Origin of the sequence: Streptomyces sp. NPDC048560 (assembly GCF_040650955.1) — a bacterium.
Lineage (GTDB): Bacteria > Actinomycetota > Actinomycetes > Streptomycetales > Streptomycetaceae > Streptomyces.
On the sequence record NZ_JBEZIJ010000014.1, the window covers coordinates 1 to 24,879 of the forward strand.

The 24,879-nt window shown below is 70.7% G+C and carries 28 protein-coding genes; 9 read left to right on the forward strand and 19 right to left on the reverse strand.

The genetic code is table 11. From position 1 onward, the window contains the following. A partial coding sequence (locus AB0C82_RS31225) for a hypothetical protein (protein WP_362848608.1) occupies positions 1-258 on the reverse strand: 258 nt, incomplete at its 3' end. A 379-nt stretch (positions 259-637) separates the two neighbouring features. Between AB0C82_RS31225 and AB0C82_RS31230 the strand changes: the two genes are divergently transcribed. From AB0C82_RS31230 to AB0C82_RS31240, 3 genes are all read left to right on the forward strand, one after another. Further along, complete coding sequence (locus tag AB0C82_RS31230; protein WP_362848611.1) at positions 638-1,156, forward strand: hypothetical protein; 519 nt, start codon at positions 638-640, stop codon at positions 1,154-1,156. 248 nt (positions 1,157-1,404) lie between these two features. Next, a complete protein-coding gene (locus AB0C82_RS31235; RefSeq protein ID WP_362848614.1) occupies positions 1,405-1,917 on the forward strand; it encodes a hypothetical protein in 513 nt (170 codons plus the stop codon). A gap of 22 nt (positions 1,918-1,939) precedes the next feature. Beyond that, positions 1,940-2,920 (forward strand): hypothetical protein, encoded by a 981-nt coding sequence (locus AB0C82_RS31240; RefSeq protein ID WP_362848617.1) that lies wholly within the window; start codon positions 1,940-1,942, stop codon positions 2,918-2,920. A gap of 50 nt (positions 2,921-2,970) precedes the next feature. On the opposite strand, the gene AB0C82_RS31245 is transcribed toward AB0C82_RS31240, so the two are convergent. From AB0C82_RS31245 to AB0C82_RS31260, 4 genes are all read right to left on the reverse strand, one after another. Next, a complete protein-coding gene (locus AB0C82_RS31245) occupies positions 2,971-4,152 on the reverse strand; it encodes a 4-hydroxybenzoate 3-monooxygenase (protein WP_362848620.1) in 1,182 nt (393 codons plus the stop codon). A gap of 57 nt (positions 4,153-4,209) precedes the next feature. Further along, positions 4,210-5,388, reverse strand: a complete 1,179-nt coding sequence (locus tag AB0C82_RS31250; protein ID WP_362848622.1) for an acyl-CoA dehydrogenase family protein — start codon at positions 5,386-5,388, stop codon at positions 4,210-4,212. A gap of 100 nt (positions 5,389-5,488) precedes the next feature. Further along, positions 5,489-6,646 carry a methyltransferase gene (locus tag AB0C82_RS31255; protein WP_362848625.1) on the reverse strand — a complete coding sequence of 386 codons (1,158 nt, stop codon included), beginning with the start codon at positions 6,644-6,646 and terminating at the stop codon, positions 5,489-5,491. Positions 6,647-6,766: 120 nt separating this feature from the next. Further along, a complete protein-coding gene (locus AB0C82_RS31260; protein ID WP_362848627.1) occupies positions 6,767-6,979 on the reverse strand; it encodes a hypothetical protein in 213 nt (70 codons plus the stop codon). A gap of 293 nt (positions 6,980-7,272) precedes the next feature. On the opposite strand from AB0C82_RS31260, the gene AB0C82_RS31265 reads away from it, so the two are divergent. Then, the gene (locus AB0C82_RS31265) at positions 7,273-8,085 is read left to right on the forward strand and encodes an endonuclease (RefSeq protein WP_362848630.1); all 813 of its coding nucleotides are present in this window, start codon (positions 7,273-7,275) and stop codon (positions 8,083-8,085) included. A gap of 55 nt (positions 8,086-8,140) precedes the next feature. Here AB0C82_RS31265 and glsA read toward each other — a convergent pair whose 3' ends face one another. The 3 genes from glsA to AB0C82_RS31280 all read right to left on the reverse strand — a co-directional run bounded on the left by glsA (position 8,141) and on the right by AB0C82_RS31280 (position 10,669). Then, positions 8,141-9,493, reverse strand: a complete 1,353-nt coding sequence (gene glsA, locus AB0C82_RS31270) for a glutaminase A (protein WP_362848633.1) — start codon at positions 9,491-9,493, stop codon at positions 8,141-8,143. A 12-nt stretch (positions 9,494-9,505) separates the two neighbouring features. Beyond that, positions 9,506-10,066 carry a hypothetical protein gene (locus tag AB0C82_RS31275; RefSeq protein WP_362848636.1) on the reverse strand — a complete coding sequence of 187 codons (561 nt, stop codon included), beginning with the start codon at positions 10,064-10,066 and terminating at the stop codon, positions 9,506-9,508. A 108-nt stretch (positions 10,067-10,174) separates the two neighbouring features. Next, a complete protein-coding gene (locus tag AB0C82_RS31280; protein ID WP_362848639.1) occupies positions 10,175-10,669 on the reverse strand; it encodes a DUF1269 domain-containing protein in 495 nt (164 codons plus the stop codon). Between the two features lie 104 nt (positions 10,670-10,773). Between AB0C82_RS31280 and AB0C82_RS31285 the strand changes: the two genes are divergently transcribed. Both AB0C82_RS31285 and AB0C82_RS31290 read left to right on the forward strand, forming a co-directional pair. Further along, positions 10,774-11,889 (forward strand): chemotaxis protein, encoded by a 1,116-nt coding sequence (locus AB0C82_RS31285; protein WP_362848642.1) that lies wholly within the window; start codon positions 10,774-10,776, stop codon positions 11,887-11,889. A 153-nt stretch (positions 11,890-12,042) separates the two neighbouring features. Next, positions 12,043-12,447 carry a hypothetical protein gene (locus AB0C82_RS31290; protein ID WP_362848644.1) on the forward strand — a complete coding sequence of 135 codons (405 nt, stop codon included), beginning with the start codon at positions 12,043-12,045 and terminating at the stop codon, positions 12,445-12,447. Positions 12,448-12,594: 147 nt separating this feature from the next. Here the strand turns inward: AB0C82_RS31290 and AB0C82_RS31295 are convergent, their stop codons facing one another. The 6 genes from AB0C82_RS31295 to AB0C82_RS31320 form a co-directional block, all read right to left on the reverse strand. Then, a complete protein-coding gene (locus AB0C82_RS31295) occupies positions 12,595-13,998 on the reverse strand; it encodes an NADP-dependent succinic semialdehyde dehydrogenase (RefSeq protein ID WP_362848647.1) in 1,404 nt (467 codons plus the stop codon). A gap of 152 nt (positions 13,999-14,150) precedes the next feature. Beyond that, positions 14,151-14,612 (reverse strand): ATP-binding protein, encoded by a 462-nt coding sequence (locus AB0C82_RS31300; protein WP_362848649.1) that lies wholly within the window; start codon positions 14,610-14,612, stop codon positions 14,151-14,153. Between the two features lie 187 nt (positions 14,613-14,799). Next, positions 14,800-16,896 (reverse strand): xanthine dehydrogenase family protein molybdopterin-binding subunit, encoded by a 2,097-nt coding sequence (locus AB0C82_RS31305; protein WP_362848652.1) that lies wholly within the window; start codon positions 16,894-16,896, stop codon positions 14,800-14,802. A gap of 18 nt (positions 16,897-16,914) precedes the next feature. Then, a complete protein-coding gene (locus tag AB0C82_RS31310; RefSeq protein WP_362848654.1) occupies positions 16,915-17,925 on the reverse strand; it encodes a xanthine dehydrogenase family protein subunit M in 1,011 nt (336 codons plus the stop codon). Next, positions 17,922-18,533 (reverse strand): 2Fe-2S iron-sulfur cluster-binding protein, encoded by a 612-nt coding sequence (locus AB0C82_RS31315; protein WP_362848657.1) that lies wholly within the window; start codon positions 18,531-18,533, stop codon positions 17,922-17,924. Before AB0C82_RS31315 ends, AB0C82_RS31310 begins: the two co-directional genes overlap by 4 nt. Before the next feature lie 104 nt (positions 18,534-18,637). After that, positions 18,638-19,024 carry a hypothetical protein gene (locus tag AB0C82_RS31320; RefSeq protein ID WP_362848660.1) on the reverse strand — a complete coding sequence of 129 codons (387 nt, stop codon included), beginning with the start codon at positions 19,022-19,024 and terminating at the stop codon, positions 18,638-18,640. Between the two features lie 175 nt (positions 19,025-19,199). Between AB0C82_RS31320 and AB0C82_RS31325 the strand changes: the two genes are divergently transcribed. After that, positions 19,200-19,535 (forward strand): DUF6479 family protein, encoded by a 336-nt coding sequence (locus AB0C82_RS31325; RefSeq protein WP_362848663.1) that lies wholly within the window; start codon positions 19,200-19,202, stop codon positions 19,533-19,535. Between the two features lie 126 nt (positions 19,536-19,661). Then, complete coding sequence (locus tag AB0C82_RS31330; protein WP_362848666.1) at positions 19,662-20,483, forward strand: VOC family protein; 822 nt, start codon at positions 19,662-19,664, stop codon at positions 20,481-20,483. A gap of 14 nt (positions 20,484-20,497) precedes the next feature. On the opposite strand, the gene AB0C82_RS31335 is transcribed toward AB0C82_RS31330, so the two are convergent. Beyond that, positions 20,498-21,067, reverse strand: coding sequence for a DUF6328 family protein (locus AB0C82_RS31335; protein ID WP_362848668.1), 570 nt, complete (start codon positions 21,065-21,067; stop codon positions 20,498-20,500). 194 nt (positions 21,068-21,261) lie between these two features. Here AB0C82_RS31335 and AB0C82_RS31340 point away from each other — a divergent pair, with 194 nt between their 5' ends. After that, positions 21,262-21,648 carry a VOC family protein gene (locus tag AB0C82_RS31340; RefSeq protein WP_362848670.1) on the forward strand — a complete coding sequence of 129 codons (387 nt, stop codon included), beginning with the start codon at positions 21,262-21,264 and terminating at the stop codon, positions 21,646-21,648. Between the two features lie 91 nt (positions 21,649-21,739). Here AB0C82_RS31340 and AB0C82_RS31345 read toward each other — a convergent pair whose 3' ends face one another. The 4 genes from AB0C82_RS31345 to AB0C82_RS31360 all read right to left on the reverse strand — a co-directional run bounded on the left by AB0C82_RS31345 (position 21,740) and on the right by AB0C82_RS31360 (position 24,601). Then, the gene (locus tag AB0C82_RS31345) at positions 21,740-22,231 is read right to left on the reverse strand and encodes a GNAT family N-acetyltransferase (RefSeq protein ID WP_362848673.1); all 492 of its coding nucleotides are present in this window, start codon (positions 22,229-22,231) and stop codon (positions 21,740-21,742) included. Positions 22,232-22,264: 33 nt separating this feature from the next. Further along, positions 22,265-22,669, reverse strand: coding sequence for a DUF1992 domain-containing protein (locus AB0C82_RS31350; protein WP_362848675.1), 405 nt, complete (start codon positions 22,667-22,669; stop codon positions 22,265-22,267). A gap of 85 nt (positions 22,670-22,754) precedes the next feature. After that, complete coding sequence (locus tag AB0C82_RS31355) at positions 22,755-23,678, reverse strand: hypothetical protein (protein WP_362848678.1); 924 nt, start codon at positions 23,676-23,678, stop codon at positions 22,755-22,757. Positions 23,679-23,803: 125 nt separating this feature from the next. Then, positions 23,804-24,601, reverse strand: a complete 798-nt coding sequence (locus tag AB0C82_RS31360) for a tyrosine-protein phosphatase (RefSeq protein ID WP_362849220.1) — start codon at positions 24,599-24,601, stop codon at positions 23,804-23,806. Between the last annotated feature and the right edge of the window lie 278 nt (positions 24,602-24,879).

Consider the following 24,879-nt stretch of genomic DNA (forward strand, 5'->3'; position numbering starts at 1 on the left):
GAACCGCTCGTTCGCCGTCCGCCGGCCCGTCAGCTCAGCGACACGCTTCGCCTTCGGCGCCACCTTCCCGACCGGCAACTTCTCCCGGCTCGGCAGCATCGGATTTCCGCCAGTCCTTGCTGCCTTCGGCTGATTCCCGCCGTCTTCGTCGGAGAACCAGCCCTTGAAGACATCGACAATTCCGTCACCGTCATCACCCGAAACCTCAGCCGCATAAGCGACCTGTGGCAGCAGGGTGGAAGCGACCGCCGAAACCACGAGGCAGGCCATAGCCCGCCCGAATCTCGCTTTCACGCCATTCCCTTCATCGGCACGCCGGCAAGGCCCCCCTGCCGGTCGCACTCAAGACGGACCCGAGCGCTCCGTCTCCGGGCATGACAACCGGACCACCCCCCCCACACGTGGGGAGGTGGCCTGGCCGGAGACGTTTCGATCAAGGTCGGACGCTGTCTAGCCGATTCCTTGAAGCCCGGTCAAGGGAGTTCGCAATTCGGGTATTTGACCCCGGGGAAGGCGAGCCCGAAAAGGGCGCCGCACAAATGGGTGCCCCGATTCGCCCGGTTCTTCCGCGCCCTGGCCTGCGCCGATTCGGATGGTGTATAACCCAGGCGAACTCGCTTCGACCGAAAGCACGGCCATGCCCACAACGCAGGAATCAACCGATCCGGATCAGCCGGAACAGTCCGAAAGCCCGGAATCCCCCGGGATATCGGTCCTGAGCCCCGACCGTCGCGGCATCGCCGTCGCCACGGCGCTGTTGCTCGCCTGCGGAGCACTCGTCACCTACGGAATCCTCGACACCGGAAAGAACCGGTCCGACAAAGATTCAGCGGTGCCCACAGCCACGGTGACCTACGAAGTGCTCGGCGAAGGCACGGCCGACGTCACCTACCGCGGCGACGGCGCGGGCGACCGCGCCAGCCTCGTCGCGGACGCCGCACTGCCCTGGAGGAAGACGGTGAACGTGCCGCTCGGCACCTCGCCCATCGTCAGCATCACCCTCGGCGAAAAGGGCGGCCAGGCCAGTTGCACACTCGCTGTCCGCGGCAAGCACGTCCAACGCTCCACCGCGTCAGGAACCTTCGGACGCAGCACCTGCACCAGCGAGCCGCTCGCTGCCGAGGCGACCTCCGGAGTCTCCGACTCGGCTCGGTGAGACGCGCAGGCGGATTCGGGCTCGGATGCGGGCTCCTGCTCGGGCTCGGGCTCGGGCTCGGTTGAGCCGACTCCGACGGCCGTGCGCGTTGGTCCGACTCCCACGGCTGTCGGTGCGGCACTCGTGCAGCCCTCCAATTCGGCTGCGACCGCCGAGGAAGGCACAGAAGGACGTCCCCGCCCTCGCGTGAACGCAGCAGAGGACACCGGTCCGATCATGACCCAACACTGAGGAAGGGTATGCCCAGCATGAAGAACACAACGGCGCGTTCCAGGATCAGCGCGGCCGCTACCGCGATCGCCGCCTGCGTCGGACTGCTGATCGGCGCCACCCCGGCGCACGCGGCCACCTACACGACCACGAGCAACTGCAGTGTCCCGTGGATCACCTGCTCCTCGGGCGATCTGTGGCTGCTGTACAACTCCAAGGAGTACGCCATCCGGGACGGCTCCTACGTCACCAGTTGGTCCATGTTCTACGGGAACGTCTCCGACTACTACGGGACCAGCCAGTACCAGGGCTCGACCCTGACGACGTACCGCTACGTCTTCAACGGCAACGGCAACGGCGCCTGGGAGTACATGAAGAACAACGCCGCCTCCGTGCAGAACTGCGGCGTGGACAACTACCGCGTGTACTACAACTCCGGCTACGGCGGCACCTCGCAGTACTTCGCCCACCGCGAGCCCTACGGCGACTGCGTCCTGACCAACCTCATCTCGGCGCTCAAGAACAACAACGCCTCCCAGCACTTCGCCTGATCCGAATCCCGAGGAGCCACCCATGAACTGGACCAAGCGATCCGCCGCCGCCGCTGTCACGGCCGCCGCCATCGGCCTGATCACGGCCTGCGGTGCGGGCACGGGCGCCGGCCATGACGCAACCACCGCTCCGGTCGCGGAGAACAGACCGATCGTGGACAAGGGCAACTGGCCCTTGGCCACTCCGGCGCGCGGCCTGGCCAAGGGGCTCTCGCTCCCTCTGGAGGCCTACATGCAGTCCTACGAGGACACGGTCACCCTCGACAGGGCCTCCCGCGCGCTCCAGGAGAAGTGCATGGCCGACTACGGCATCGACCTGCAGCTTCCCGTGGCCGGTTCCACGCCCCCGCCGAACGACAACGACGCCAACATGGAACGCCGCTACGGCCTCACCGACCGTGAGGCCGCCGCCGAGTACGGCTACGGGCTGCCCGACGCCCTCACCGACCAGGTACGGCAGCGGATGCCCGACCTGACCGAGGAGCAGGTCGGGGTGCTGACCGGCCACGGCAAGCCCACCAGCGCGGGCCCCGCCGCCGCGCCGGTCGCGAAGCCCGCCGCCGCCACCTACAAGGGCAAGGCCATTCACAAGGGCGGCTGCGTGGGGTGGAGCGACGGCCGGATCGGCCGGTCGGCCATCGACTTCCAGCTCGTCTCCGAGCTCAACGGCCAGAGCTTCACGCAGTCGATGGAATCCCCTGCGGTCAAGCAGGCGACCGCGGCCTGGTCGGAGTGCATGAAGGGCAAGGGATACGAGGTCGCCACCCCGTTCGCGGCCGCCGACATCGTTCCTCATGCCGAGAGCGGAGCGACGCAGGAGGAGATCGCTGTCGCCCTGGCAGAGGTCGACTGCAAGGAGGAGACCGGCCTGGTGGCGATCTGGTTCAAGGAGGACTCCGCCATCCAGAACAAGCTGCTCGCCCAGCACAGGAGTGAGCTGACCGACTCACGGGACCGGCACGTGAAGGCCCTCGCTGCGGCGAACAAGTCCCTGGCCGGCTGACACCGGCCGCGGGCTCGCCGCGGCCCCTCCACACCGCCGTGACACCGGAGTCAGCCGAGCGGGAGGCCGGTGTAGTTCTCCGCCAGCTCGGCTGCGGCGTGCGGTGATGTGGCGATCCTGTCGAGCTGGGAGAGCTGCAGCCTGGTGTCGAAGCCGGACTGCCCGGGGTCGGTGTGGAGGGTCGTGGTCATGAAGTACGAGAACTGCTCGGCCCTCCATACGCGACGCAGACAGGTGTCGGAGTAGGCGTCGAGCAGTTCCACCGAACCGCTCTCGTGCCACGCACCGAGCGCACGCGCCAGGACGATGACGTCCGCGGCGGCGAGGTTCAGGCCCTTGGCGCCGGTGGGCGGCACGATGTGGGCGGCGTCGCCGGCCAGGAACACCCTGCCGTATCGCATCGGCTCGGTCACCGAACTGCGCATGGGAAGAACGGACTTGGCGGTGACCGTTCCGCGGTTCAGACGCCAGGCGGGGTCCGAGTCGAGGGCGAAGCGGGCGTCCAGCTCGTCCCAGATCCGTTCGTCGGACCAGTGCGCGGGATCGGTGCCGTTCGGCACCTGGAGGTAGAGCCGGCTGACCTGCGGGGAGCGCATGCTGGCCAGGGCGAAGCCGCGTTCCGAGTGGGCGTAGACCAACTCGTCGTGGACCGGCGGCGCTTCGGCCAGAACGCCCAGCCAGGAGTACGGGTAACTCCGCTCGTACGTCGAGCGGACCTGCTCCGGCACCGCGGTGCGCGCCACTCCGTGAAAGCCGTCGCAGCCGACGACGTAGTCACAGGTGAGCGAGTGCTCCCGGCCCTCATGGGTGTACCGGATCACCGGCTGCGCGGTGTCCGCGCCCTCCACCGCGTGCACCTCCGCACCGAAGAACAGCGGTCCCCCTTCGGCCAGTTGCAGAGCGATGAGGTCCTTGACGACCTCGGTCTGGGCGTAGACCCACACCCGGCGGCCACCGGTCAGGGAGGGGAAGTCGACGCGGTGGGCGCGTCGGTCGTAGCGCAGCTCGATGCCGTCGTGGACGATCCCCTCCCGCGCCAGCCGCCCTCCCGCTCCGGCCGCACACAGGGCATCCACGGTGGCCTGCTCAAGGATGCCCGCACGCTGGCGCCGCTCCACGTAAGCACGGTCGCGGGACTCCAGGACCACACTGTCGATGCCCGCGCGGTGCAGCAGGCGGGCAAGCAACAGGCCCGAAGGACCGCCGCCGACGATTCCGACGGTGGTGCGCATGTGTTCTCCTCGTCGCGGACTTCCGGTCGATCTCCCCGAAATATCCTCCACCAACCGTCAGCGCCTGACTCGTGGCATCCCCAGGCCGATCCAGGAGATGATCTCCCGCTGGATCTCGTTGTTGCCGCCACCGAAGGTGAAGATGACGGCCGACCGGTAGCCGCGTTCCAGCTCTCCGTGCAGGACCGCGCCTGCCGAGCCCTCCTTGAGCGGCCCCGCCGAGCCGACTATCTCCATGAGCCAGGCGTAGGCGTCCCGGCGCGCCTCGGAACCGTAGACCTTGACGGCCGACGCGTCGTGCGGGGTGAGGGTGGAGTGCTGGAGTGCCGAGACCATCTGCCAGTTGAGGAGTTTCATGGCGTCGAGGCGGGTGTGCGTGCGGGCCAGCCGGGAGCGGACCCAGCCGAGGTCGATGACGCGGCGGCCGTCCGTCAGCTTCGTCTCCGCGGCCCAGCGCTGGACGTTGTGGAGGGAACGTACGGCCATGGTGCCGTGGGCGGCGAGGGTCACGCGTTCGTGGTTGAGCTGGTTGGTGATGAGCCGCCAGCCCTTGTTCTCCTCGCCGACGCGGTGGGAGACGGGGACCCTGATGTTCTCGTAGTAGCTGGCCGTGGTGTCGTGCGAGGCCAGGGTGTTGATCAGCGTGCAGGAGTAGCCGGGGTCGCTCGTCGGCACCAGGAGCATGGTGATGCCCTTGTGGGGCGGGGCGTCCGGATCGGTGCGTGCGGCGAGCCAGACCCAGTCGGCGGTGTCGCCGTTGGTGGTCCAGATCTTCTGTCCGTCGACGACGTACTCGTCGCCGTCGCGTACCGCGCGTGTCCTGAGGGCCGCGAGGTCGGTGCCCGCCTCCGGCTCGCTGTAGCCGATCGCGAAGTCGATCTCGCCCGCGAGGATCTTCGGCAGGAAGTCCGCCTTCTGCTCCTCGGTGCCGAACTGCATGATCGTGGGTCCGACGGTGTTGAGGGCCATCAGAGGCAGGGGCACTCCGGCCTGGGCGGCCTCGTCGAAGAAGATGAACTGTTCCGTCGGGGACAGCCCGCGTCCGCCGTACTCCTTCGGCCAGCCGACGCCGAGCCAGCCGTCCGTGCCCAGACGGCGGACCGTCTCGCGGTAGAAGCGCTTCTGGGCGGCGGGCTCGGCGTAACGCGCGTACGCGTCGTCGGGCACCAGCGCGGCGAAGTAGGTGCGCAGCTCGGCGCGCAGCCGCTGCTGCTCAGGCGTGTATTCGAGGTGCACGGCCCCTCCAGGTGTCTCGCGGTCGCGTCGCCCGTGTGCGGCGGCGCACACAGTAGAACGTGTTGCAAGAATCTGGAAGGGCCGTGGAACCAGGAGGAGGTCAGCGCTTGACGGCGCGCAGGACGACGAACTTCGGGTCCCCCGCGATGGTGGTGCAGTTGCCGAAGATCCGGCGGAGCAGGACGTGGTAGCTGAGGTGCCGGTTGCCGACGACCCACAGCTCGCCGCCCTGCCGCAGGGCGGTGCGCGCACCGACGAACATGTTCCGGGCGGTGGCGTCGGTCGTCGCCTGGTGGGAGTGGAACGGCGGATTGTTGAGGACGAGGTCGGCGCTCCCCCTATCCACGTCGCCCAGCCCGTCACCGACGAGGAAGGACGCCTCGGCGTCCGGACCCGCGTTGTCCCGGAAGGTCGCCTCGGCCGATGCGACCGCGAGGTAGGACTCGTCGACGAAGGTGACCGCGGCCTCGGGGTTGGCCAGCGCGGCGGCGGTTCCGAGGACACCGTTTCCGCAGCCCAGGTCGATGACCCGGTCCGGGCCGGTCCGCGTGGGGAGGTGGTTGAGCAGGAAGCGGGTCCCGATGTCGAGCCGTTCCGCGCAGAAGATGCCCGCGTGGTTGGTGACGGTACGGCCGGAGGAGATGCCCACGTCGCCGGGCAGGTCGTAGCGGTACGGCCAGGGGCTCGGGGTGCGGCTCAGCTCCGGGTCCGGCGTGCAGAAGATCAGCCGGGCCTTCTTCACCGCGAGAGAGGTGCGGGTCGGGCCGATGATCCGCTCGAAGAGCTTGAGGGTGGAGGTGTGGATCTCCTTGACCATGCCGGTGGCCATGACGACCGTGCCGGCGTGGACGGCGGGCGCCAGCCGGTGCAGCTGGTCCTCCAGGAGCGCGAGGCTCTTGGGCACCCGCACCAGCAGGACGTCGATCCGCTCCGGCGGGGCGTCCAGGGCCGAGAGGAGCCGTACGGAGTCCACGTCGGCGCCGCTCCGGGCGAGGTTCGCCAGCGTGGCCCGCTGCGCGAGATACGAGTCGGTGATCTGCACGGGCGCGTGTTTCGCGAGCACGGTGGTCAGGGCGCCCCACCGGTCGCCCACCACCACGACGGTGCCGGACAGGTCGACCGGCGCGGCGTCATCGATCCCCTCCAGCTGCCGCAGCAGGTACTCATCGGCGGCGTCCCACGCACGGAACGGGTCGCGGGGGTTCTCGGGGAAGCGGGCGAGATCGAATCCGCCCTGTGACGTCGTCAAACGATTCATTGTGCACTCAGGCTAACCGAGGACAGGGGGAGCGCCCCACACGCTCCCCTGCCCACGACGACGGCTCCGTCCGCCGGGACCCGGTCACACGTACGCCTGCCGGGCCCTGCCTGGCGCCGTCTACGGAAGCCGCTTGTCGATAGCCGACCGGCCTTCCGCGGCGATCCTGCCTCGCGCCCACTCCAGGTTCTCGGGAGTCAGGTCCCGCCCGGAGGCGAGGACCAGATCCTCGGCACTGGGATGGTCGCTCCCGCCGGTGTGCAGCAGACGGTCGGGAGTCACCCCCTGGACCTCCGGCACGGTCACGGTGGTGGATTCGGGCTCTTCGCTCATGCCGCCTCCTCGTCCTTGCGGCAATTCTCACGCCGCACGGCCGTGACCGCATCCGAAGGGCCGTGCCCCGCCGTGCCGGGGGTGCCGGAGCCCGGGTGGTGCCGGTCCACGGCTGGTCGAGGGACTCCGGCACGGATCGCCACTTGACCTGCACATGATGGGTACCCAGCGTCCACACGTCGGTCACGGTGCGTGTGGAAGGCTCCGGCCTGAACAGCCTTCGCACGACCACCGCGTCCGCACCCCACAGAAGCGGACTCGCGGTGCACCCGTTCCCGGAGAGGACACCCCACATGTCCGTTCGTCCCCGCGTCTACGCGCGTCCGGTTCTGGCCGCCGTAGCCACCGTCGCGGTGCTCACCGGCACGGCGGCCGCCGCACCGGCTGCCGCCCCCATGACTCCCACGGCCTCCGCCACCCTCGACGACACGTACTACCAGGCCGCCCTCGGCAAGACCGGCCCCGCGCTGGAGTCCGCGCTGCACACCATCATCAGCGACCAGACCAGGCTCGGTTACAGCCAGGTGTGGGACGCGCTGAAGGACACCGACGAGGACCCCGCCGACTCATCCAACGTGCTCCTGCTCTACACCGGCCGCTCGCAGTCGAAGAACGAGAACGGTGGTGAGCCGGACCAGTGGAACCGGGAGCACGTCTGGGCCAAGTCGCACGGCGACTTCGGTACGGCGACAGGACCCGGCACCGACATCCACCACCTGCGTCCCGAGGACGTCTCCGTCAACTCCACCCGGGGCAGCAAGGACTTCGACAACGGTGGCGGCGAGGTGGGCGAGGCGCCGGGCAACTACACCGACAGCGACTCCTTCGAGCCGCGTGACGCCGTCAAGGGCGATGTCGCCCGCATGATCCTCTACATGGCGGTGCGCTACGAGGGTGACGACTCGTTCGCCGACCTCGAACCGAACGAGAACGTGGACAACGGCTCGGCCCCGTACATCGGGAGGCTCTCCGTACTGAAGCGGTGGAGCCAGGAAGACCCGCCGGACAGCTTCGAACAGCGCCGCAACGACGTCATCTTCGACACGTACCAGCACAACCGGAACCCGTTCATAGACCACCCCGAATGGGTCGAGGCCATCTGGTGACAGGACAGCGGGCCCGCCGGTTCCGGTACGGGGCCGGCGGGCCCGCTCAGGCCGCTCAGTCGCGCTCGGCCAGGACTCGTGCGCACCGCTCGACCGCCTCCTCGCGCGAGGAGAAGCGCGGCAGGTCCTGACCGGTGCGCTCCCGCGTGAGATCCGGCGGCCCGAGACGGCCCGCCGGGTCGACGACAGCCGCGCGACGGCCGTCCCGGGCCAGCCGGGCCAGGCCCGCGTGCAGCGTGGCGAGCGCCACGCTGTCGATGTTGGTCACCTCGCGCAGGTCGAGGACCACCGATCCGGTCCGGTCGGGCCCCGACTCGTCCAGGGCGAACAGCACCCTTTCCGCGGCGGTGAAGTCCAGGGCGCCCTGCGCTGCGACGACGCCCACCCGTTCACGCAGCGCGCGTTCGGGCCCGCCGGCCGGTGCCGTGGGCAGGTCGTCGGCGGTGGTGGCGAGCGTGACGGTCGATCCGGGGAGCGCCGGATTGTTCATCAGATGGAGCCCGAACCGCCGCGAGAGGGCGACGAGCGCGGCGTGCCCCCGCACCGAGGTGCCTGTCGCGTCCAGCGGCGGACTGTACGCGGCGAGACCGAAACGCGCCGGTCCCGCGGCGATCAGCCCGCCCGACACCCCGCTCTTGGCGGGCAGTCCGACCCGCAGCAGCCAGTCGCCGGACGCGTCGTACATGCCGCAGGTGGCCATCACGGCGAGGACCTGCGCAGCGACGTCCGCCGTGACGACGGTCTCGCCGGTGACCGGGTTGACGCCGCCGTGCGCGAGGGTCGCGGCCATCGTGGCGAGATCGACGGCGGTGGCGCGTACGGCGCACTGCCTGAAGTACGTCTCCACCGCCGTCACCGGGTCGAAGGGGAGTGTTCCGGCGCTGCGGATCAGATAGCCGAGCGCACGGTTCCGGTCCCCGGTCGCTGCCTCGGAGACGTACACGGCCTCGTCCACGTCCAGTTCCCGCCCCGCGAACCGGCCGAGGAATCCCAGGATGCGGTCGAACGCCGTCTCGTCCGGGGTGCCGGGGATCAGCGCGGTGGTCACGATGGCGCCCGCGTTGACCATGGCGTTGGCCGGCCGTCCGGTGCCCGGCTCCAGGCTGATGGCGTTGAACGCCTCTCCGCTGGGTTCGGCGTTCACCCAGCGGCCCACCTCGTCCAGGCCGAGCACGGACAGAGCGAGGGCGTAGACGAACGGCTTGGAGACGGACTGCAGGCTGAAGGGGACGTCCGCGTCACCGGTTTTGTAGCGATGGCCGTCCATGCTGACGAGAGCGAGGCCGAACGCGTCCGGGTCGGCCCCGGCCAGCTGGGGGATGTAGTCGGCGGGCCGGCCGTCCCGGACGCCGGCGAACCGGCTGTGGAGCTCGCCCAGAGCGTCGGTCACCGCATCGGCGGCGCTCACCCGGACAGGCCCTCAGCCGCGCTCGGCCTGGGCGATCCGGGGGAACGTCGTGACGCCCGCCGCCTTGCGGCTGTTCGCCTGCATGCTGACCGTACTGCCGGGCGCCACGTCCTCGAAGCCGAGGACGACGGAGTCGAGAACCTTGTCGTCGGCGTCGACGAACTCGACGCGCACGGCGTAGAAGGCCTCCTCCTCGGTGGGGTTGGTGACCCGGACCAGTGCGCTGCGGAAATCCTCGCCCTCGGTGACGGGCCGGCCGGTCACCGAGACGTCCTTGACGGCGTTGCCCCGTCCGTCGGCGCCTGCGAGGACCTTGGCCGCCTCGGCCCTGATCCGCGCGATGTCGGCGGATACGGACGCCTCCTTGCTGCGCTGGGTGCGCGGACTCACCGAGGCGGTGGGGGACGAGACGGTGGGGGAAGAGGCCGCCGGCGCGGGGGTGAGTGTCTGGACGCTGTTGGACGTGCCTTCGGAGGTGGTGTCGCTGTCGCAGGCGGCTGTACCGGCGGCGATCACCGCAAAGAGCGCGGCGGGGACCAGGAGGCGGGTGGCACGGGACCGGTTCGGTTTCACGGACGCTCCGTCTTCGGTGGAGGTGCGGGTGAGGGTCGAGGTGGAGGGGCAGGTGGAGCGGACGGCGCAGGCGGAGGAAGGAGCGGGGCGGAGATCACGCGGCGCCGTTCACTCCGCGTCGTCACCGAAGATGTCGCGGAGCTTGGCCTCGCGCTCGGTGTCCAGGTTGCTGTGGAGCAGTTCGGCGCCGCCGCCGGGGAGGGAGTCGCTGATCCGGCCCGGCACCTCGTCCATGGTGAGCAGGAACAGGGCCGAAGTGCCGGGCGTCACCTGCTTCTTGACCTCGTCGATGAAGTCGTCGTCGATGCCGATGTCGGCAAGCTTGCCGCCGAGCGCCCCGGCCGCCGCGCCGATGGCCGCGCCGAGCAGGGGCATCAGGAAGATGAGCCCGAAAAGCATTCCCCAGAAGGTCCCGCTCAGCGCACCGGCGCTGACGAGGTTGCGCAGCTGCTTCGTCCTGGGCTTCGAGCGGTCCGCCGGCCAGCTCACGACGGCCGCGTCCAGGATCTTGATCAGCCCCTCCTTCTGGAGTGACTTCAGCGTCGTCTCGACGCTCTCCGCGGCATCCGCCGACTGGAACTTCCACACGGTCAGCGTGGACATCGCATCTACCTCCAGGCTATGAGACAACCAACTCGCCCATATTAGGATCAACCGATATGAATTGACTCGTTGAAGCACCCGCCACGATCCCCCGGGAGGGAACGATGGATACGGACGCCCTGACCGCCGGCCTACTGCAGGACCTGCGGGCCAAGAGGCCCTATCCGGCCCTGTCCCTGACGATGCCGACGCACCGCCGCGCTCCTGACAACGCCCAGGACGCCGTGCGGCTGCGCAACCTGGTGGCGGAGGCGACGAGCCGCCTGGAGGCGGACCCGGACGTGACGCGCGAGGTCCGGACCGCCATCAGGGAACAGCTGGACCGCGCGGTCGCCGAGGTGGACACGCGCCGGGCCCTGGACGCTCTCGTCGTCTTCGCCACGGCCGACGAGTTCCAGATCTGGCAGGTACCCCGTACCGCGCCGGAGCGCGTGGTCGTCAGCGACACCTATCTCACCCGGAACCTGGTCGCCGCCAAGGCGCAGGCCAGGCCGTTCTGGGCGCTGACCGTGTCCGCCGACCACGCCACCCTGTGGAGCGGGACCGCGGAGGCGGTACGCGAGGAGAAGCGCGCCGGGTTCCCACTGACGGCGCCGCACGAGGCACCGAACCCGCAGCGTACGGAGCGGATCGGCGACACGCCCAGCACCTTCAGCAACGAGGACACGCGGCACTTCCTGCGCTCCGTGAACGAGCACCTGCGCACACTGCTGGCAGCCGATCCGCGCCCGCTGTACCTCGTCGGGCTCGCCCCCGCGCTCTCCCTGCTGGACGAGTCGGGCGGGGCGTCCAGGTCGGCGGTCGGCCGGGTGGCCAAGGGCGCACCCGCCGACACCTCACCGGCCGAACTCCTCAAGGAGTTGCGCCCGGCACTCGACAGTCACAGCAAGCGCACCGCCGAGGAGATCGAGGGCAGGCTCGACGCCGCGCGCGGCAGCCGCTCGTTCGCCGGTGGCCTCGACGAGGTGTGGGCCGCGGTCCAGGAGGGCCGGGCCGGTCTGGTCGCCGTGGAGGAGCACTACCAGCGGACGGTCGAGGTCACCGAGGGGCACCTGGAGCCCGTGGACCTCACGGCGGCCCGGGAGCCTGCGGGCCAGGTCCGGGAGGACATCGTCGACGAGCTCATCGAAGCGGCCCTGGACAGCGGCGCGGAGGTGGTGTTCCTCGCCGACGACGCCCTCACCGCGCACGGCCGGATCGCGGCGGCGCTGCGCTACTGAACGCGAGGGACGAGGGAACGCGAGGGACGAGGGAACGCGAGGCCGTCCGCACGACGGCCTCGCGTGTCCTTGCCTGATGATTATGCGATTTATGTCTAGGTTTGACGCTCTACAGCTGGTCCTCCCGGGCTTGCACACGAAGGAGAGTCATTCATGGATCGCTACAGGCGCGTATCGGCGGCCGTCGTGACGGCGGTGGCCGTACTCGCGGGCGCGGGCGGGGCCGCCGCCTCGTCCGACGTCCCCGCCCCGCCCGTCCCCCCGAGCGCCCAGAGCCAGGTGGCACATCCCGCGCTGAGCGCGACGGCGACCGCGAGCAGCGTCCTGGCCTGGCAGGAGTTCCGGGTCCACGGTCCGGCCCGGCACATCCCGGCCGGCACCGAGGTCACCCTCCAGCAGAAGCAGGGCGGGCAGTGGGTGTCCCTGCCCGCTTCGATGAAGACCAACCGCGACCACACCTACAACCTGCGGGTACTGCTGGGCGTCCGGGGCGAGAACGCGCTGCGGATCGTCGGTGGGGGCGCGGTCTCGCCCGTCGTGCATGTGACCGTGCGCTGACGGCCCTCCCCCACCGGAGGACGCCGCAGATCAGGCCGGCCACGAGGTAGCCGGCGGCGCGTCGGGCGCCGCGCGTTCGTGGCCGGCCGTGGCGTCGGTCATGGGGAAGACCCCTCGGCGGGGTGCCGACGGGATCGCCAGCACCCGTCAGGCGCCGTACCAGACGGTGGTGGCGTTGCAGAACTCGCGGATTCCGTGGCCGGAGAGCTCGCGGCCGTAGCCGGAGCGCTTGATGCCGCCGAAGGGCAGCGCGGGGTGCGAGGCGGTCATCCCGTTGAAGAAGACGCCGCCCGCCTCCAGATCGCGTACACAACGGCCCATCTCCTCGGCGTCCCGCGTCCACACGTTGGAACTCAGTCCGAACGGCGTGTCGTTGGCGAGCGCCAGCGCCTCGCCCAGGTCGACGGCGCGGTAGAGCGTGGCGACGGGCCCGAAGGTCTCCTCCTGGTGGATACGCATGTCAGGCGTGATGCCGGAGAGGACCGTGGGGGTGTAGAACCAGCCGCCGTCCAGGCCGTCTCCGAGCCCTTGCGGCCGGGCGCCGCCGCACAGTGCGGTGGCCCCCCGCCGTACCGCGTCGTCGACGAGTTCCTCCAGGTCCGCACGGCCCCGCTCGCTGGCGAGCGGTCCGATGTCGGTGCTCTCCCGCGCCGGGTCCCCGACGGTCAGCGCGCGCATCCCCTCGGTGAACCGCTCGGCGAATTCGTCGTAGACGTCGGTGTGGACGATGAAGCGCTTGGCCGCGATGCAGGACTGCCCGTTGTTCTGCACCCGGGCGGTGACCGCGGTGGCCGCCGCCTTCGCGATGTCCGCGGAGGGCAGCACCACGTAGGGGTCGCTGCCGCCGAGTTCCATGACCGTCTTCTTCACCTCGTCACCCGCGACCGACGCGACGGAGCGGCCCGCGGGCTCGCTGCCGGTGAGAGTCGCGGCGGCGACGCGCGGGTCGCGCAGGATCGCCTCGACGGCGCCCGAGCCCACCAGCAGGGTCTGGAAGCAGCCTTCGGGGTATCCGGCCCTGCGGAACAGGTCCTCCAGGTAGAGGGCGGTCTGCGGGACGTTCGAGGCGTGCTTGAGCAGGCCCACGTTGCCCGCCATGAGGGCGGGGGCCGCGAAGCGCACGACCTGCCAGAGCGGGAAGTTCCACGGCATGACCGCGAGGACGACACCCAGCGGGCGGTAGCGGACGAAGGCCCTGGAGGCGCCCGCGTCGCGCACGTCGGCCTCCTCGGGGTGTTCGTCGGCGAGCAGCCGCTGGGCGTTGGCCGCGTACCAGCGCATGGCCTTGGCACACTTCGCCGCTTCCGCGCGGGCCGCCTTCACCGGCTTGCCCATCTCGGTGGTCATGGTGCGGGCGATGTCCTCCTGGTCCTCGTCCAGGAGGTCGGCCGCGCGGTTCAGCAGCCGGGCCCGTTCGTCGAAAGCGGTGGTGCGGTATTCGCGGAACGCGCCGGCGGCGGTGGCGAGCCGCCACTCGGTCTCCTCCGGTCCCAGCGCGTCGAATGACTTGATGGTCTCGCCGTTCGCGGGATTGACCGTCGCGATGGGCATGGCAGTGGCCTCCTTGCGTGGATACTCCGACCGTGCCGCGCCGCGCTCCCTCGCGCAAACGCGGCCCCCCGCACACACGTACCCGGCCGGCGCGGACCATGCGTGCTGGGCGCACGCCGTCCGCACCGGCCGGGTCGTCACCGGCAGTGCTGTCATACGAGGACGGGGACCGGCAGTTCCCGCGTTTCCAGTACGCCCGGCAGGGGCGGGTGCGGCACCAGTTCGGTGCTCCGCGGCGCCTGGGCGTAGCGGGTGAACCAGACGACCTTGCCCTCGGTGGTCCGGCAGGTGCCCCAGCTGTCGCTCAGGGCCATGACGCGGCTGAGGCCGCCACCACCGCCGCTGAGCAGCTTGGGCATCTCACTGCCGTTGTCGGCCACGGACACCGTGAGGTGCCGGCCGGTCCAGCGGAGCTCGACGACGGCCTCGTTGCCGTCGCCGACATGCCGGTGGACGTTCGTCAGCAGTTCCTCGGCGGCCCGGCACACGGGCCGGACGTGCAGTTCGAGACTCCAGTGACGAAGGTGCGCGGCCACGATGCGCCGCAGCTGGGAAACGCGCTCTGCCGATACGTGCAGTTCGACCTGATAGTGCCGGTCGAGTGGAACGGTCATCGTCGAGGCTCCTCACCGCGAGGCCCACATGCTTCACCTTGTCGAACCGACGACCCCCGAATACGAAGCGTGAGCAGTCATCACTTCTGGGTCACTCATTAGGGTGACCCGAAGGGGTCGATACCGCAACAAATAGGCGTTCCCAGCAGGTCAGGAGAGCCGAACGGACGCGTCACGGCAGATCGCGTCACGGCAGATACGGCAGCAGCTTGTCGGGGGTGAGCGGCAGGGAACGCAGCCGGGCGCCCGTGGCGTGGCGCACGGCGTTCCCGATGGCGGCGGCGGTTCCGACGATGCCGATCTCGCCGATGCCCTTGCTGCCCATGGGGTTGAGGTGCGGGTCGTCCTCCTCGATCCAGTGGGCGCTGATGTCGGGGACGTCGGCGCAGACCGGGACGTGGTAGGAGGCCAGGTCGCTCTCGGTGAAATCGCCGAAGGCCGGGTCGACGGTGCTTCCCTCGGTCAGCGCCATGCCCAGTCCCATGACCATGCCGCCGATGAACTGGGAGCGCGCCGTACGGGCGTTGAGGATGCGCCCGGCGGCGAAGACGCCGAGCAGGCGCCGTACGCGCACCTCGCCGGTGAGGGAGTCGACCGCGACCTCGGCGAAGTGCGCGCCGAACGCGTGCCGGGCGTACGGCGACTCTGCGGCCGCCTCCTGCCCGGTGTCGGCGCTGACGGTGATCCCGGCGTCCGGCAGGGGCCCGGTGTGCTCGCGCAGCCGGCCTGCGAGTTCGGTGGCCGCCTTGTGCACCGCCCAGCCCCAGGAGGCCGTACCGGAGGAGCCGCCGGCCAGCGGGGCGCGGGGCAGGTCGCTGCTGCCGATCTCGACGGCCACGTTCTCCACGGGGGTGTCCAGGGCCTCCGCGGCGATCTGGGCGAGGACGGTGCGGGCGCCCGTCCCGATGTCGGTGGCGTTGGTCCGGACGCGGTAGGAACCGTCGGGTGCCGCGTGGGCGGAAGCGGTGGACGGGCCGACGAGTACGGGGTACGTGGCCGAGGCGACGCCCGTACCGATCAGCGACGGTCCCTCCTGCCGGGTCGCGGGCCGCCGGTCGCGCCGGGACCAGCCGAACCGTTCGGCACCGTCTCTGAGGCAGGCCGCGAGGCTGCGGCTGCTGAAGGGCCGCCCGGTGTCCGGCTCCGCCGCCGGTTCGTTGCGCAGGCGCAGGTCCACGGGGTCCATGCCCAGGGCGCAGGCCAGTTCGTCCATGGCCGACTCCAGGGCGTACATCCCCGACGCCTCCCCCGGTGCGCGCATCCAGGACGGGCTGGGTACGTCGAGGGCCGTCACCCGGTGCACGGTGCGACTGTGGGGCGAGGTGTACATCACGCGCGCGGGCACGGCGGCCTGCTCGACGAACTCCTTGACGGTGGAGGTGTGCGTGACGATCTCGTGGGCCAGCGCGCTGATCACCCCGTCGTCGTCGGCCCCGAGCCGCACGCGTTGCACGGTGGGCGCCCTGTGGCCCACCACGGCGGCCATCTGCTGCCGGGGCATGGACAGTTCGACCGGCTGTCCGGTGTGCCGTGCGGCCATGGCGGCCAGTACCGCGTGAGGGCGCGGGGTGCCCTTGGAGCCGAACCCGCCGCCGACGTGCTCGGAGACGACGGTGATCTGCCCGGTACCGATCCCGAACGCCTGGGCCAGGCTGTCCCGGACCTTCGTGGAGCCCTGACTGGAGTCGTGGACGGTGAGATGACCGTCGGCCCACCGGGCGGTGCAGGCGTGCGGCTCCATGGGGTGGTTGTGGAGGGCGTCGAGGGTGTAGGTGGCGTCGATGCGGACCGGGGCAGCGGCGTACGCACGGTCGAAGTCGCCGCGTTCACGGACGGCGGGGTGGCCCCCGTTCGCCTCCTCGGGCGTGTACATGCCCGGATGGTCCTCGGTGAGGACGACGTCGTGCTCACCGCTCTCGTACTCGATCAGCACCTCACGGGCCCCGGCACGGGCAGCTTCCAGCGTGTCGGCGACGACGAGCGCGACGGGCCAGCCTCGGTGCGGGACGCGGTCGTTCTGGAGGACCGCCAGGATCGGGTCGTCCGGTTCCTCCAGCCGTGGCGCGTTGACGTGGGTGAGGACCGTGCGCACACCCGGAAGGGCGAGGGCGTCGGCGGTACGGATCGCGGTGACGCGTCCCCGCGCGACGGTGGCCGGCACGGGCCACGCCCGGAGGCAGCCGGGCGGTGCGTGCTCGGCGGCGTAGCGGGCGGCGCCGGTGACCTTGTCCCGGCCCTCGCGGCGGACGACGGGCGCCCCCGTGGACTGGTGGGCGTGGCTCATTCGGGGGTCCTCGGTCTCTCAGGTACGGGATGGCCCGGGTGAGGCGGCGCGGGCGGTGAGCTCGGTGAGCGCGCCGACGGCCAGGTTGCGTGCGAGGTCCACCTTGAAGGCGTTGCCGCGCAGGGGCCGGGCGGCGTCGAGTTCGGCGTGCGCCGCCCGTACGAAGGTGTCGTGCGTGGCCGGGGCCCCGCGCAGGATGTCTTCGGCCGCGCGGGCGCGCCACGGCTGGTGGGCGAGGCCCCCGAAGGCGAGCGCGACGTGTTCGACACGGCCGTCGCGTACGTCCAGCACGGCGGCGACGGAGGCCAGCGCGAACGCGTACGAGGCGCGGTCGCGGGCCTTTCGGTACAGGGAGACGGCGTTGTCCCGCACGGGCGGCAGCGCCACTTCGGTGATCAGTTCGCCCGGCCGGATCGCCGTGTCCTGGTCGGGGTTCTCTCCCGGCAGCCGGTGGAAGTCGGTGACGGGCAGCGCCCGTTCGCCTTCGGGACCGTGCAGCAGGACCGTGGCATCGAGTGCGGCGAGCGCGACGGCCATGTCGGAGGGGCCGACCGCGACGCACCGGTCGGAGTACCCGAGGACGGCGAGGTCACGGTGGGAGCTCTCGCGGGCCGGGCACCCGGCGCCCGGCGTCCGCTTGTTGCACGGCTTGGAGATGTCCTGGAAGTACGGGCAGCGGGTGCGCTGGAGCAGGTTCCCGCCGGTGGTGGCGGCGTTCCGCAGCTGGCCGGACGCGCCGGCGAGCAGGGCCTGCGCGAGGGCGGGATAGCGGGTGCGTACGGCGGGGTGAGCGGCGAGGTCGCTGTTGCGCACCGTCGCGCCGATCCGTAGCCCGCCCGCGGAGGTGACGCTCACCCGGTCCAGGGGCAGCCGGCTGACGTCGATGAGCAGGTCGGGTGTCTCGACGCCGAGCTTCATGAGGTCGACGAGGTTGGTGCCGCCGCCGAGGAACCGGGCTCCGGGATGACCCCCGGCCGCGCGGACGGCCTCCACCACGGAGGCGGGGCGCAGATAGGCGAACGGCTTCACGGCGCCACGTCCTCGATGGCCTCGACGATGTGGGGGTAGGCGCCGCACCGGCAGAGATTGCCACTCATGCGTTCGCGGATCTCGTCCCCGCCGAGCGCGGCGGCTGGGACGGGGGCGTCGTCGTGCGGGGCGGCCGCGGAGCCGTACGGGGCGGCCAGGGAGTCGTACGGCGTGGCGTGGGAGGGGAACCCGTCGGCCGCCTCGCCGAGCATCGCGACGGCGGAGCAGATCTGGCCCGGGGTGCAGTAGCCGCACTGCAGCGCGTCCCGGTCCAGGAACGCCTGCTGGACCGGGTGGAGCCGGTCCCCGTCGGCCAGACCTTCGACGGTGGTCACGTGGGCGCCGTCGAAGGCTACGGCGAACAGGAGGCAGCTGTTGAGCCGCCGCCCGTCGACGATCACGGTGCACGCACCGCACTGGCCGTGGTCGCAGCCCTTCTTGGCACCGGTGAGACCGAGGTGCTGGCGCAGCGCGTCCAGCACCGTGGTGCGGTGATCGAGCGTCAGCGTCCGCGCGCTGCCGTTGACGTGCAGGGTGAGCGTCGCCCGGTCGTGGGGGGCGTCCCGGACCTGGCCGGTACCGCCTTCCCCGGGACTGCTGGGGTCCATGCGCGAGCACCTTCCGGTCCGGGGCTTATGCCCTGGTTCCTACCAGATGTGCGCCCGTTCGCGAGGGACCGGAGCGGGCCGGTCGGCACCTGACGCCGATCGGGCTACCGGTTGGCCAGCTCCAGCCGTACCTCCTCCTCCTGGTCACCGGCGGCCGTTCCGACCATCCGTACGGCGAACGACTCGGCCAGGTGCTTGCGGAAACGGTCGACCGCCCAGTAACCGCCCTGCACGTCCATGAGCACCGGCGCGGTCAGCGGTGCGGGGGCGTCCGAGGTCCTGGTCTCGCTCACATCGACGGTCGCGAACCACACCGTCGGGCGCGTCGGCGACGCCTCCTGGGGCTCGTCGTCCTCCGGACGGTCGGAGAGGAAGGAGCGGCGCAGTACGTCGAACACCGTCCGCGCGTCCTCCTTCGCACAGCCCGTGACCGCCACCACTACGTCCCGGCTCTCCTGATGGCCGGGGGCCTGCTCTGCTGTGCTGTTCACCGTGATTCCTTCCGGTCGGGCCTGGTGGCTATCCCCTCCAGGCTCACCCCGCGGCCGGACGGCTGCGACACGAGCGGTACGGGAGGGCGAAACGCCTTTCTTCACAAATCACTCACAAACAGTGAATTTATGTCAATATCCGACTGCCTGGGGTTCCTCGGGGTACGGGGCAAGCATGGATGTAACGAGAGCGCATGGTTTCCTCGCCGCCACACTCGCCGACGACGGTGGCCCGTACGGCATCGCTCTGCCGATTGTCGGGGTCGCCCTGGTGGCCATGATCATCGGTGCCTTCTGGCTGGGCAAGCGCCGCCGGGACGAGGAACCGCCGCCGCCGACCCCGGAGGAGCAGCCGATCAAGCCGGAACACCGCACGCACATCGAGGAAAGTGGGAAGCACATCTCGGACCACTTCCCCGAAGACCGGCGGGGACTCTCCCCGTACGAGCTCGGCGACCACGGCAACCAGCCGATCCCGCCCGACACGGACCCGCCGCGCGACACCAGGTGACCCACCCGCCCCCCGCCCCCGCCGCGGGGGGCGCGTGTTGCGGGAGTGCCCGTGTGCCATGAGGCTGGTTCTGGCCCCGCGGCACCGATCACGCCTTGCCGCAGAACCGACGAAGGCAGTGGGACCATGACCGGAAGTGAACCGCGCACGAGCTGGGCCCCGGTGCCTCTGACCGGGGCCGCCGCGCCCTGCTGGGTCAATCTGATGACCCGGGACCTGGACGCCGCCCAGTATTTCTACGGGGCGGTGTTCGGCTGGACGTTCCGGCAGAGCCGGCTGGGCGGGGCGTTCTCCGTAGCGCGGCGCGACAACGTGCCGGTCGCCGGACTGGTGGCGGGGGCGTCGGCCTATCAGGTGGCCGTGGCCTGGATCCCGTACTTCGCCGTCAAGGACGCCGACACCACCACCGCCCGCATCCGGGAGCGCAGCGGAACGGTCGCGGTCGGTCCTCTGTCACTCGGCAAGGGGCGCGCGGCCCTCGCGTCCGACCGTGACGGCGCCGTGTTCGGCGTCTGGCAGCGGACCGAGCCAAGCACCTCTCCGCCGGCGCCCGCCGACCATTCCCACGCCTGGCTCCGGCTGCGGACCCGCAACGCCTTCGACGCCGCGATCTTCTACGGCGAGGTACTCGACTGGGCCAGCGGGGACCCCGGCGGCTGCGAGGTCGCCTACGTGAAGGACGAGGTTCTCGTCCGGTGCGGGGGCCGGCCGCTGGCCCGTATCAGCTCGGGCGCGGTCGAGTCCGCACCGGACCCGCTGGTGCGCCCGCACTGGCAGGTCCAGTTCCCGGTGGCGGACGTGGAGGCGACCGTGACGTCCGCGGTGGAGCACGGCGGGGCGCTCGTCGAGAGGCGTCCGGTCCAGCACGGGCGCGAGGCGACCCTGCGGGACCCCGACGGCGGACTCTTCACCGTCACGGATGTCAGGGCCCCCGACGTCGAAGCCTGAACCCGGCGTCCCGCTCAGTCCTCCGGGTCCCGCTCGTCCGGGGGCTCCGGGCCGTCCTGTGCCGGCGGACCGCTCCGGGTCCGGGCGCGGAGCGGGACGATGAACCAGCAGGCGAGGAACCACAGCGCCATGAATCCCACGAGCCACAGGGCGAGGGAGTCGTGCAAGGCCACTCTGAGGATGAGCAGCAGCGCCGAACACATCGTGCAGAACAGCAGCACGAGCCCCACGACGGTCACCCGCGACGCCCATGTGACGGTCTGGGGTTTCACCCGGCGCCCGGTCAGCAGCCGGTGGTATGACACCGGGCCGATGAGCGCCGCCACCGTCGCCGAACCGAGCAGTACGGTCACCACGTAGATGCCGCGGTCGATGTCCGAAAGGGTGGTGAAGCGGGGCTGGAACACGACGGCGAGAAGGAAGCCGAACAGGATCTGCACACCGGTCTGAGCGACCCGCAATTCCTGGAGCAGATCGTTCCATCGCCGGTCCGCCCGCTCCTCCTCGGTCTCCTCCCGGCCGTTCTTCCACCGGCGGCCGTTGTCGCGGCTCCCCCCGTCCGCGCCGCTCGAAGTCGACGTCACTGAGTGCCTCCGTCCCTGGGGGCCTTGCCTTCCATGGTGGCACTCGACCGACCCCGCATCCCGCGGAGAAGCCGAATGTGCCTCGACGAGCCCGGACCACTGTTCTAGGATCGTGGACACGGCATCGCGCGTCGGTCACCGGCCGGGTGAGGCGTGGAGGTAGCCCGTGAGATGCCCGCTGGAGGCATTCCACAGTGTCGGTCAAGCTGAATCACACCATCGTTCATTGCAAGGACAACCGGGAGTCCGCCGAGTTCCTGGCGCACATTCTGGGGCTGGAAGCAGGAGAGCAGTGGGGCCCTTTCGTCCCGCTCCCGCTCGCGAACGACATCACCCTGGATTTCGCGTCCATTCCCGCCGAGTCGATCACTCCGCAGCACTACGCCTTCCTCGTTTCCGAGGCGGAGTTCGACGTGGCGTTCGCGCGTATCCAGGAGCGGGGAATTCCCTACTTCGCGGATCCGCAGCAGAAGCTCCGCGGGGAGATCAACCGCAATGACGGCGGACGGGGTGTCTACTTCCCCGATCCGAGCGGCCACGGCATGGAGATCCTCACGGTCCCCTACGGCGGCTGGTCGTAACGCGGACACGAGGGCCCGGCCGGATCCCGTCCAGGGGCCCGGCCGGGCCTCTTCGCGTACCCGAGCGGGAAGGCGGGTCGCGGGGAGCGGGTCAGTCGGTGGTTAGGGGGACAGCCCTCAGCACCAGCTCGGGCCGGTCCCACATCACCGCGGGCGGGTTGGCCAGGACCGTCCCGACGGGCTCGGCGCCCACGCTGCGGTAGAAGCCCTCGGCCGGGGGGTGGGAGACGATGCGAACGGAGGTCAGGCCGGCCCGCCGCGCCTCCTCCTTCAGGTGCCCGATGAGCCTGCGCCCGATGCCGAGCCCCTGTGCCTCGTCGCCGACGAACATCAGGTCGAGCTCGGGGGGCGAGATGATCAGGGCGTAGAAGCCGAGCACGAGGCCCGTCCCGGCATCGGCGGCCACGAAGACCCGGTGGGTCTCGATGTAGTCGGGGCCGATCCTGTACCCCTCCACCATGGGCGCGTAGGGGCCTTCGTACGCACGCGAGGTCCTGACCAGCCGGGTCAGCCGTCTGGCATCCCTGGTGGTCGCGCGCCTGATGTCCACGGGCCTGACCGGTCCCGTGACGGTTGATCGCATGGACCGAGTATTACGCACACCCCGCGGTGCCCCTCAGTCCCGCTCCCGGGCCTCGCGCCACTCCTGGACCGCGGCATCGACGTCGAACGGCCTCAGATTCAGCGGCGGACCCTGCGGCGGCATCCGGAGCGCCTTGTGGATCTTCTCGTTGACCTCGGTCAGGACCCTCCGCACCTCGGCCTCGGTCCCGGCGCGGGCCACCGCCCCGGCGGCGTCCTCCGCCTCCTTGCGCAGGGCCAGCGCCGGCGGGAGCACCGAGAAGCCCTCGCGCCGCATCTTGGCCTTGATCCACCAGGTCTCGTCGTAGGGCCGCTCGAGGCCGGGGAGCGGTTTGCCGAAGCCTGGCAGCTGCGAGACGTCGCCGCGTTCCTCGGCTTCACGGATCTGCTTGTCCACCCACGACTCGAAACTGACGCCCGGCGGTTTGCGCTCGGTCACCGTGGACCCCTCTCAGGATGTCCGACTCCTGCTCACAGCTTCACAATCCGGCCCGTCCACGGTACCCGGCACGGACGGCGCGCCGTCAGTGGTCCGCCGCGGCCACGTCGACGGTGAACGACGCGGTGCGCACCTTGTCCTCGTGCTGGAAGTCGAGGAAGAGCCGGTACGTACCGGCGCTGGGCGCCGTGGCGGTGAACGAGACCTCCGGGCCGGGACCGCCCTCGTTCGGATGGACGTGCAGGTAGGCCAGGTCGCCGGAGCGCAGGGCCACCAGATGTCCGTACGCGCCGAGGTACGGCTCAAGGTCGGTGACGGGTTCACCGTCCTTGCTCACGGTCAGGGCGAGCTCACCGGCCCGGCCGGACCGCAGTCCGCCGTCGAGTGCGATCCGGTAGCCGTCGGTCTCGGCGACGGTGCGGGCGGGCGGCATCTTCGCGGGGCGGAAGGCCCCGGCCACGGCGAGGTCCGCACCGAGCGTGTGGTTCGTGCTCCGCCCGCCCGCCGGGGTGAAGTCGGCGAAGGCGCGGTAGCCGCCGGCGGCGGGCAGTTCGACGCGGGTCGACCAGGTGCCGTCTGCCTCCCGTACCGGGTGCAGATGACGGAAGGTGGTGAGGTCGCGCGAAGCCAGGATGAAGTGGAGTTCCTTGCCGTGCTCGCGGCGGAACTCGGTGACGTTCTCGCCGTGGTCGTCCTTGATGGCGAAGCGGATCTCGCTGCGCTCACCGGCGGTGACCGTCGGCGTTCCGAGCGCCAGGGTGTATCCGCCCTCGGAGATCTCCAGCCCCCCGGCTGCCGCGCCCTTCCGCGCCGGCGCGCTCTCCTGATGGCCGCCGTGTCCGTCGCCCCCGGCCTCCTCCTGCTTCGCCTTCTCCTGCGCGGAGTGCTGCCCGGCGTGCTGAGGAGCGGTGCCGATCACGGGGTCGGCGCTCTTGCCGACGCCGTACGCGGTGCCGAATGTCGCGGCCAGCACCGCGGCGTAGGCGGTGATCTTCAGTCCGGTGTTCATGGCGGTCTCCCCCAGATGTGACGGGTCTGCTTCCGACACCCACCAACATACCCCCTAGGGGTATCAAGTCAAGCTCGGTGTGCCGCTCGCGAGCCAGAGGTGCCGCCCGTCCGGTCCGTGCGGGGTCAGGCCTGCACGGCGAGTTCGCGGCGCAGTCGCTCCACCACCGACTGAGGGAGCCGCAGCCCGTCCCTGAGGTATCCGTCGAGCCCGCCCCACCGTTCGTCGACGGCGTCGAGGGCCGCGTCCAGATACCGGGGGCGGACCTCGACGACCGCGGCGGCGATGTCCGGGCAGCCTCCGGCGTCCAGGAAGTCCCGGATGTACGGCGCGAACGCGGCCCGCACGGCCGGGTTGACGGCGAGGAACTCCGCCCGCACCGCCTCCCGCGACGCCCCGGCGATCAGCAGGAGGAGCGCGGCGGCCCAGCCGGTGCGGTCCTTGCCCGCCGTGCAGTGGAAGAGAACCGGCCTGGCGCGCGGATCGGCCGCCGTCTCCAGGAACGCCCGGCAGGCGGCAGCGGCACCGGGCGAGAGCACCATCTGCCGGTACGTCTCCGCGAAGAGCTCCTCGGCCCTTCCGTCGCCGAGCACCTTCTGGGCTCCCGCCGGATCGGACAGCAGCGCTTTGAGCCGGGCCGGGGTGACGCCCGGCTTGTCCCTGAGCACGTCGGCGACGAACAGCCGCGCGCCCGAGGGAAGCCGGTCGGGGGCCCACTGCCGTTCGTCGGCGGTGCGCAGATCGACGACGGTACGGATGCCGAGGGCGGCAACCGCCATGTCGCGCTCGGTGTCGAGGTCGCTCAGCTGCCCCGAGCGCAGCATGATGCCCTGCCGCATCCGGTGGCCAGGCGCGAGGCTGATACCCCCCAGATCGCGCAGATTGAAGACGGTGGCGGCCGGGACGGCTCGGGCGGTCTGCACGATCATCTGCCTCTTTCCCGACGAACTGCACAGGCCAGGACATGCAGTGCGGATCTCGACAAAGGAGAACACCGGAACTCGTCCCCGGAGCCCGGCATTCAATGTCATTCAGTATGAAGCGGAGACTTCCACATAATAGGCACCGATCGGCCGATTCTCCCCGCCGAGTGCGGCGGCCGGGTCACGCCCGGCCACCCGGATACGCCACGGTCCGTAAAGGATCAAGTCCGTCCCTGAGAGGGCAAGGTCACAGCCGGTCACCCGCTACCGTCCGAGCG

What these genes read in the sequence shown, in the direction of transcription:
- AB0C82_RS31230 (WP_362848611.1), top strand. Translation starts at nt 638, where the DNA reads ATGCCCACAACGCAGGAATCAACCGATCCGGATCAGCCGGAACAGTCC.
- AB0C82_RS31235 (WP_362848614.1), top strand. Translation starts at nt 1,405, where the DNA reads ATGAAGAACACAACGGCGCGTTCCAGGATCAGCGCGGCCGCTACCGCG.
- AB0C82_RS31240 (WP_362848617.1), top strand. Translation starts at nt 1,940, where the DNA reads ATGAACTGGACCAAGCGATCCGCCGCCGCCGCTGTCACGGCCGCCGCC.
- AB0C82_RS31245 (WP_362848620.1), bottom strand. Translation starts at nt 4,152, where the DNA reads ATGCGCACCACCGTCGGAATCGTCGGCGGCGGTCCTTCGGGCCTGTTG.
- AB0C82_RS31255 (WP_362848625.1), bottom strand. Translation starts at nt 6,646, where the DNA reads ATGAATCGTTTGACGACGTCACAGGGCGGATTCGATCTCGCCCGCTTC.
- AB0C82_RS31260 (WP_362848627.1), bottom strand. Translation starts at nt 6,979, where the DNA reads ATGAGCGAAGAGCCCGAATCCACCACCGTGACCGTGCCGGAGGTCCAG.
- AB0C82_RS31265 (WP_362848630.1), top strand. Translation starts at nt 7,273, where the DNA reads ATGTCCGTTCGTCCCCGCGTCTACGCGCGTCCGGTTCTGGCCGCCGTA.
- AB0C82_RS31280 (WP_362848639.1), bottom strand. Translation starts at nt 10,669, where the DNA reads ATGTCCACGCTGACCGTGTGGAAGTTCCAGTCGGCGGATGCCGCGGAG.
- AB0C82_RS31285 (WP_362848642.1), top strand. Translation starts at nt 10,774, where the DNA reads ATGGATACGGACGCCCTGACCGCCGGCCTACTGCAGGACCTGCGGGCC.
- AB0C82_RS31290 (WP_362848644.1), top strand. Translation starts at nt 12,043, where the DNA reads ATGGATCGCTACAGGCGCGTATCGGCGGCCGTCGTGACGGCGGTGGCC.
- AB0C82_RS31295 (WP_362848647.1), bottom strand. Translation starts at nt 13,998, where the DNA reads ATGCCCATCGCGACGGTCAATCCCGCGAACGGCGAGACCATCAAGTCA.
- AB0C82_RS31300 (WP_362848649.1), bottom strand. Translation starts at nt 14,612, where the DNA reads ATGACCGTTCCACTCGACCGGCACTATCAGGTCGAACTGCACGTATCG.
- AB0C82_RS31305 (WP_362848652.1), bottom strand. Translation starts at nt 16,896, where the DNA reads ATGAGCCACGCCCACCAGTCCACGGGGGCGCCCGTCGTCCGCCGCGAG.
- AB0C82_RS31315 (WP_362848657.1), bottom strand. Translation starts at nt 18,533, where the DNA reads ATGGACCCCAGCAGTCCCGGGGAAGGCGGTACCGGCCAGGTCCGGGAC.
- AB0C82_RS31325 (WP_362848663.1), top strand. Translation starts at nt 19,200, where the DNA reads ATGGATGTAACGAGAGCGCATGGTTTCCTCGCCGCCACACTCGCCGAC.
- AB0C82_RS31330 (WP_362848666.1), top strand. Translation starts at nt 19,662, where the DNA reads ATGACCGGAAGTGAACCGCGCACGAGCTGGGCCCCGGTGCCTCTGACC.
- AB0C82_RS31345 (WP_362848673.1), bottom strand. Translation starts at nt 22,231, where the DNA reads ATGCGATCAACCGTCACGGGACCGGTCAGGCCCGTGGACATCAGGCGC.
- AB0C82_RS31355 (WP_362848678.1), bottom strand. Translation starts at nt 23,678, where the DNA reads ATGAACACCGGACTGAAGATCACCGCCTACGCCGCGGTGCTGGCCGCG.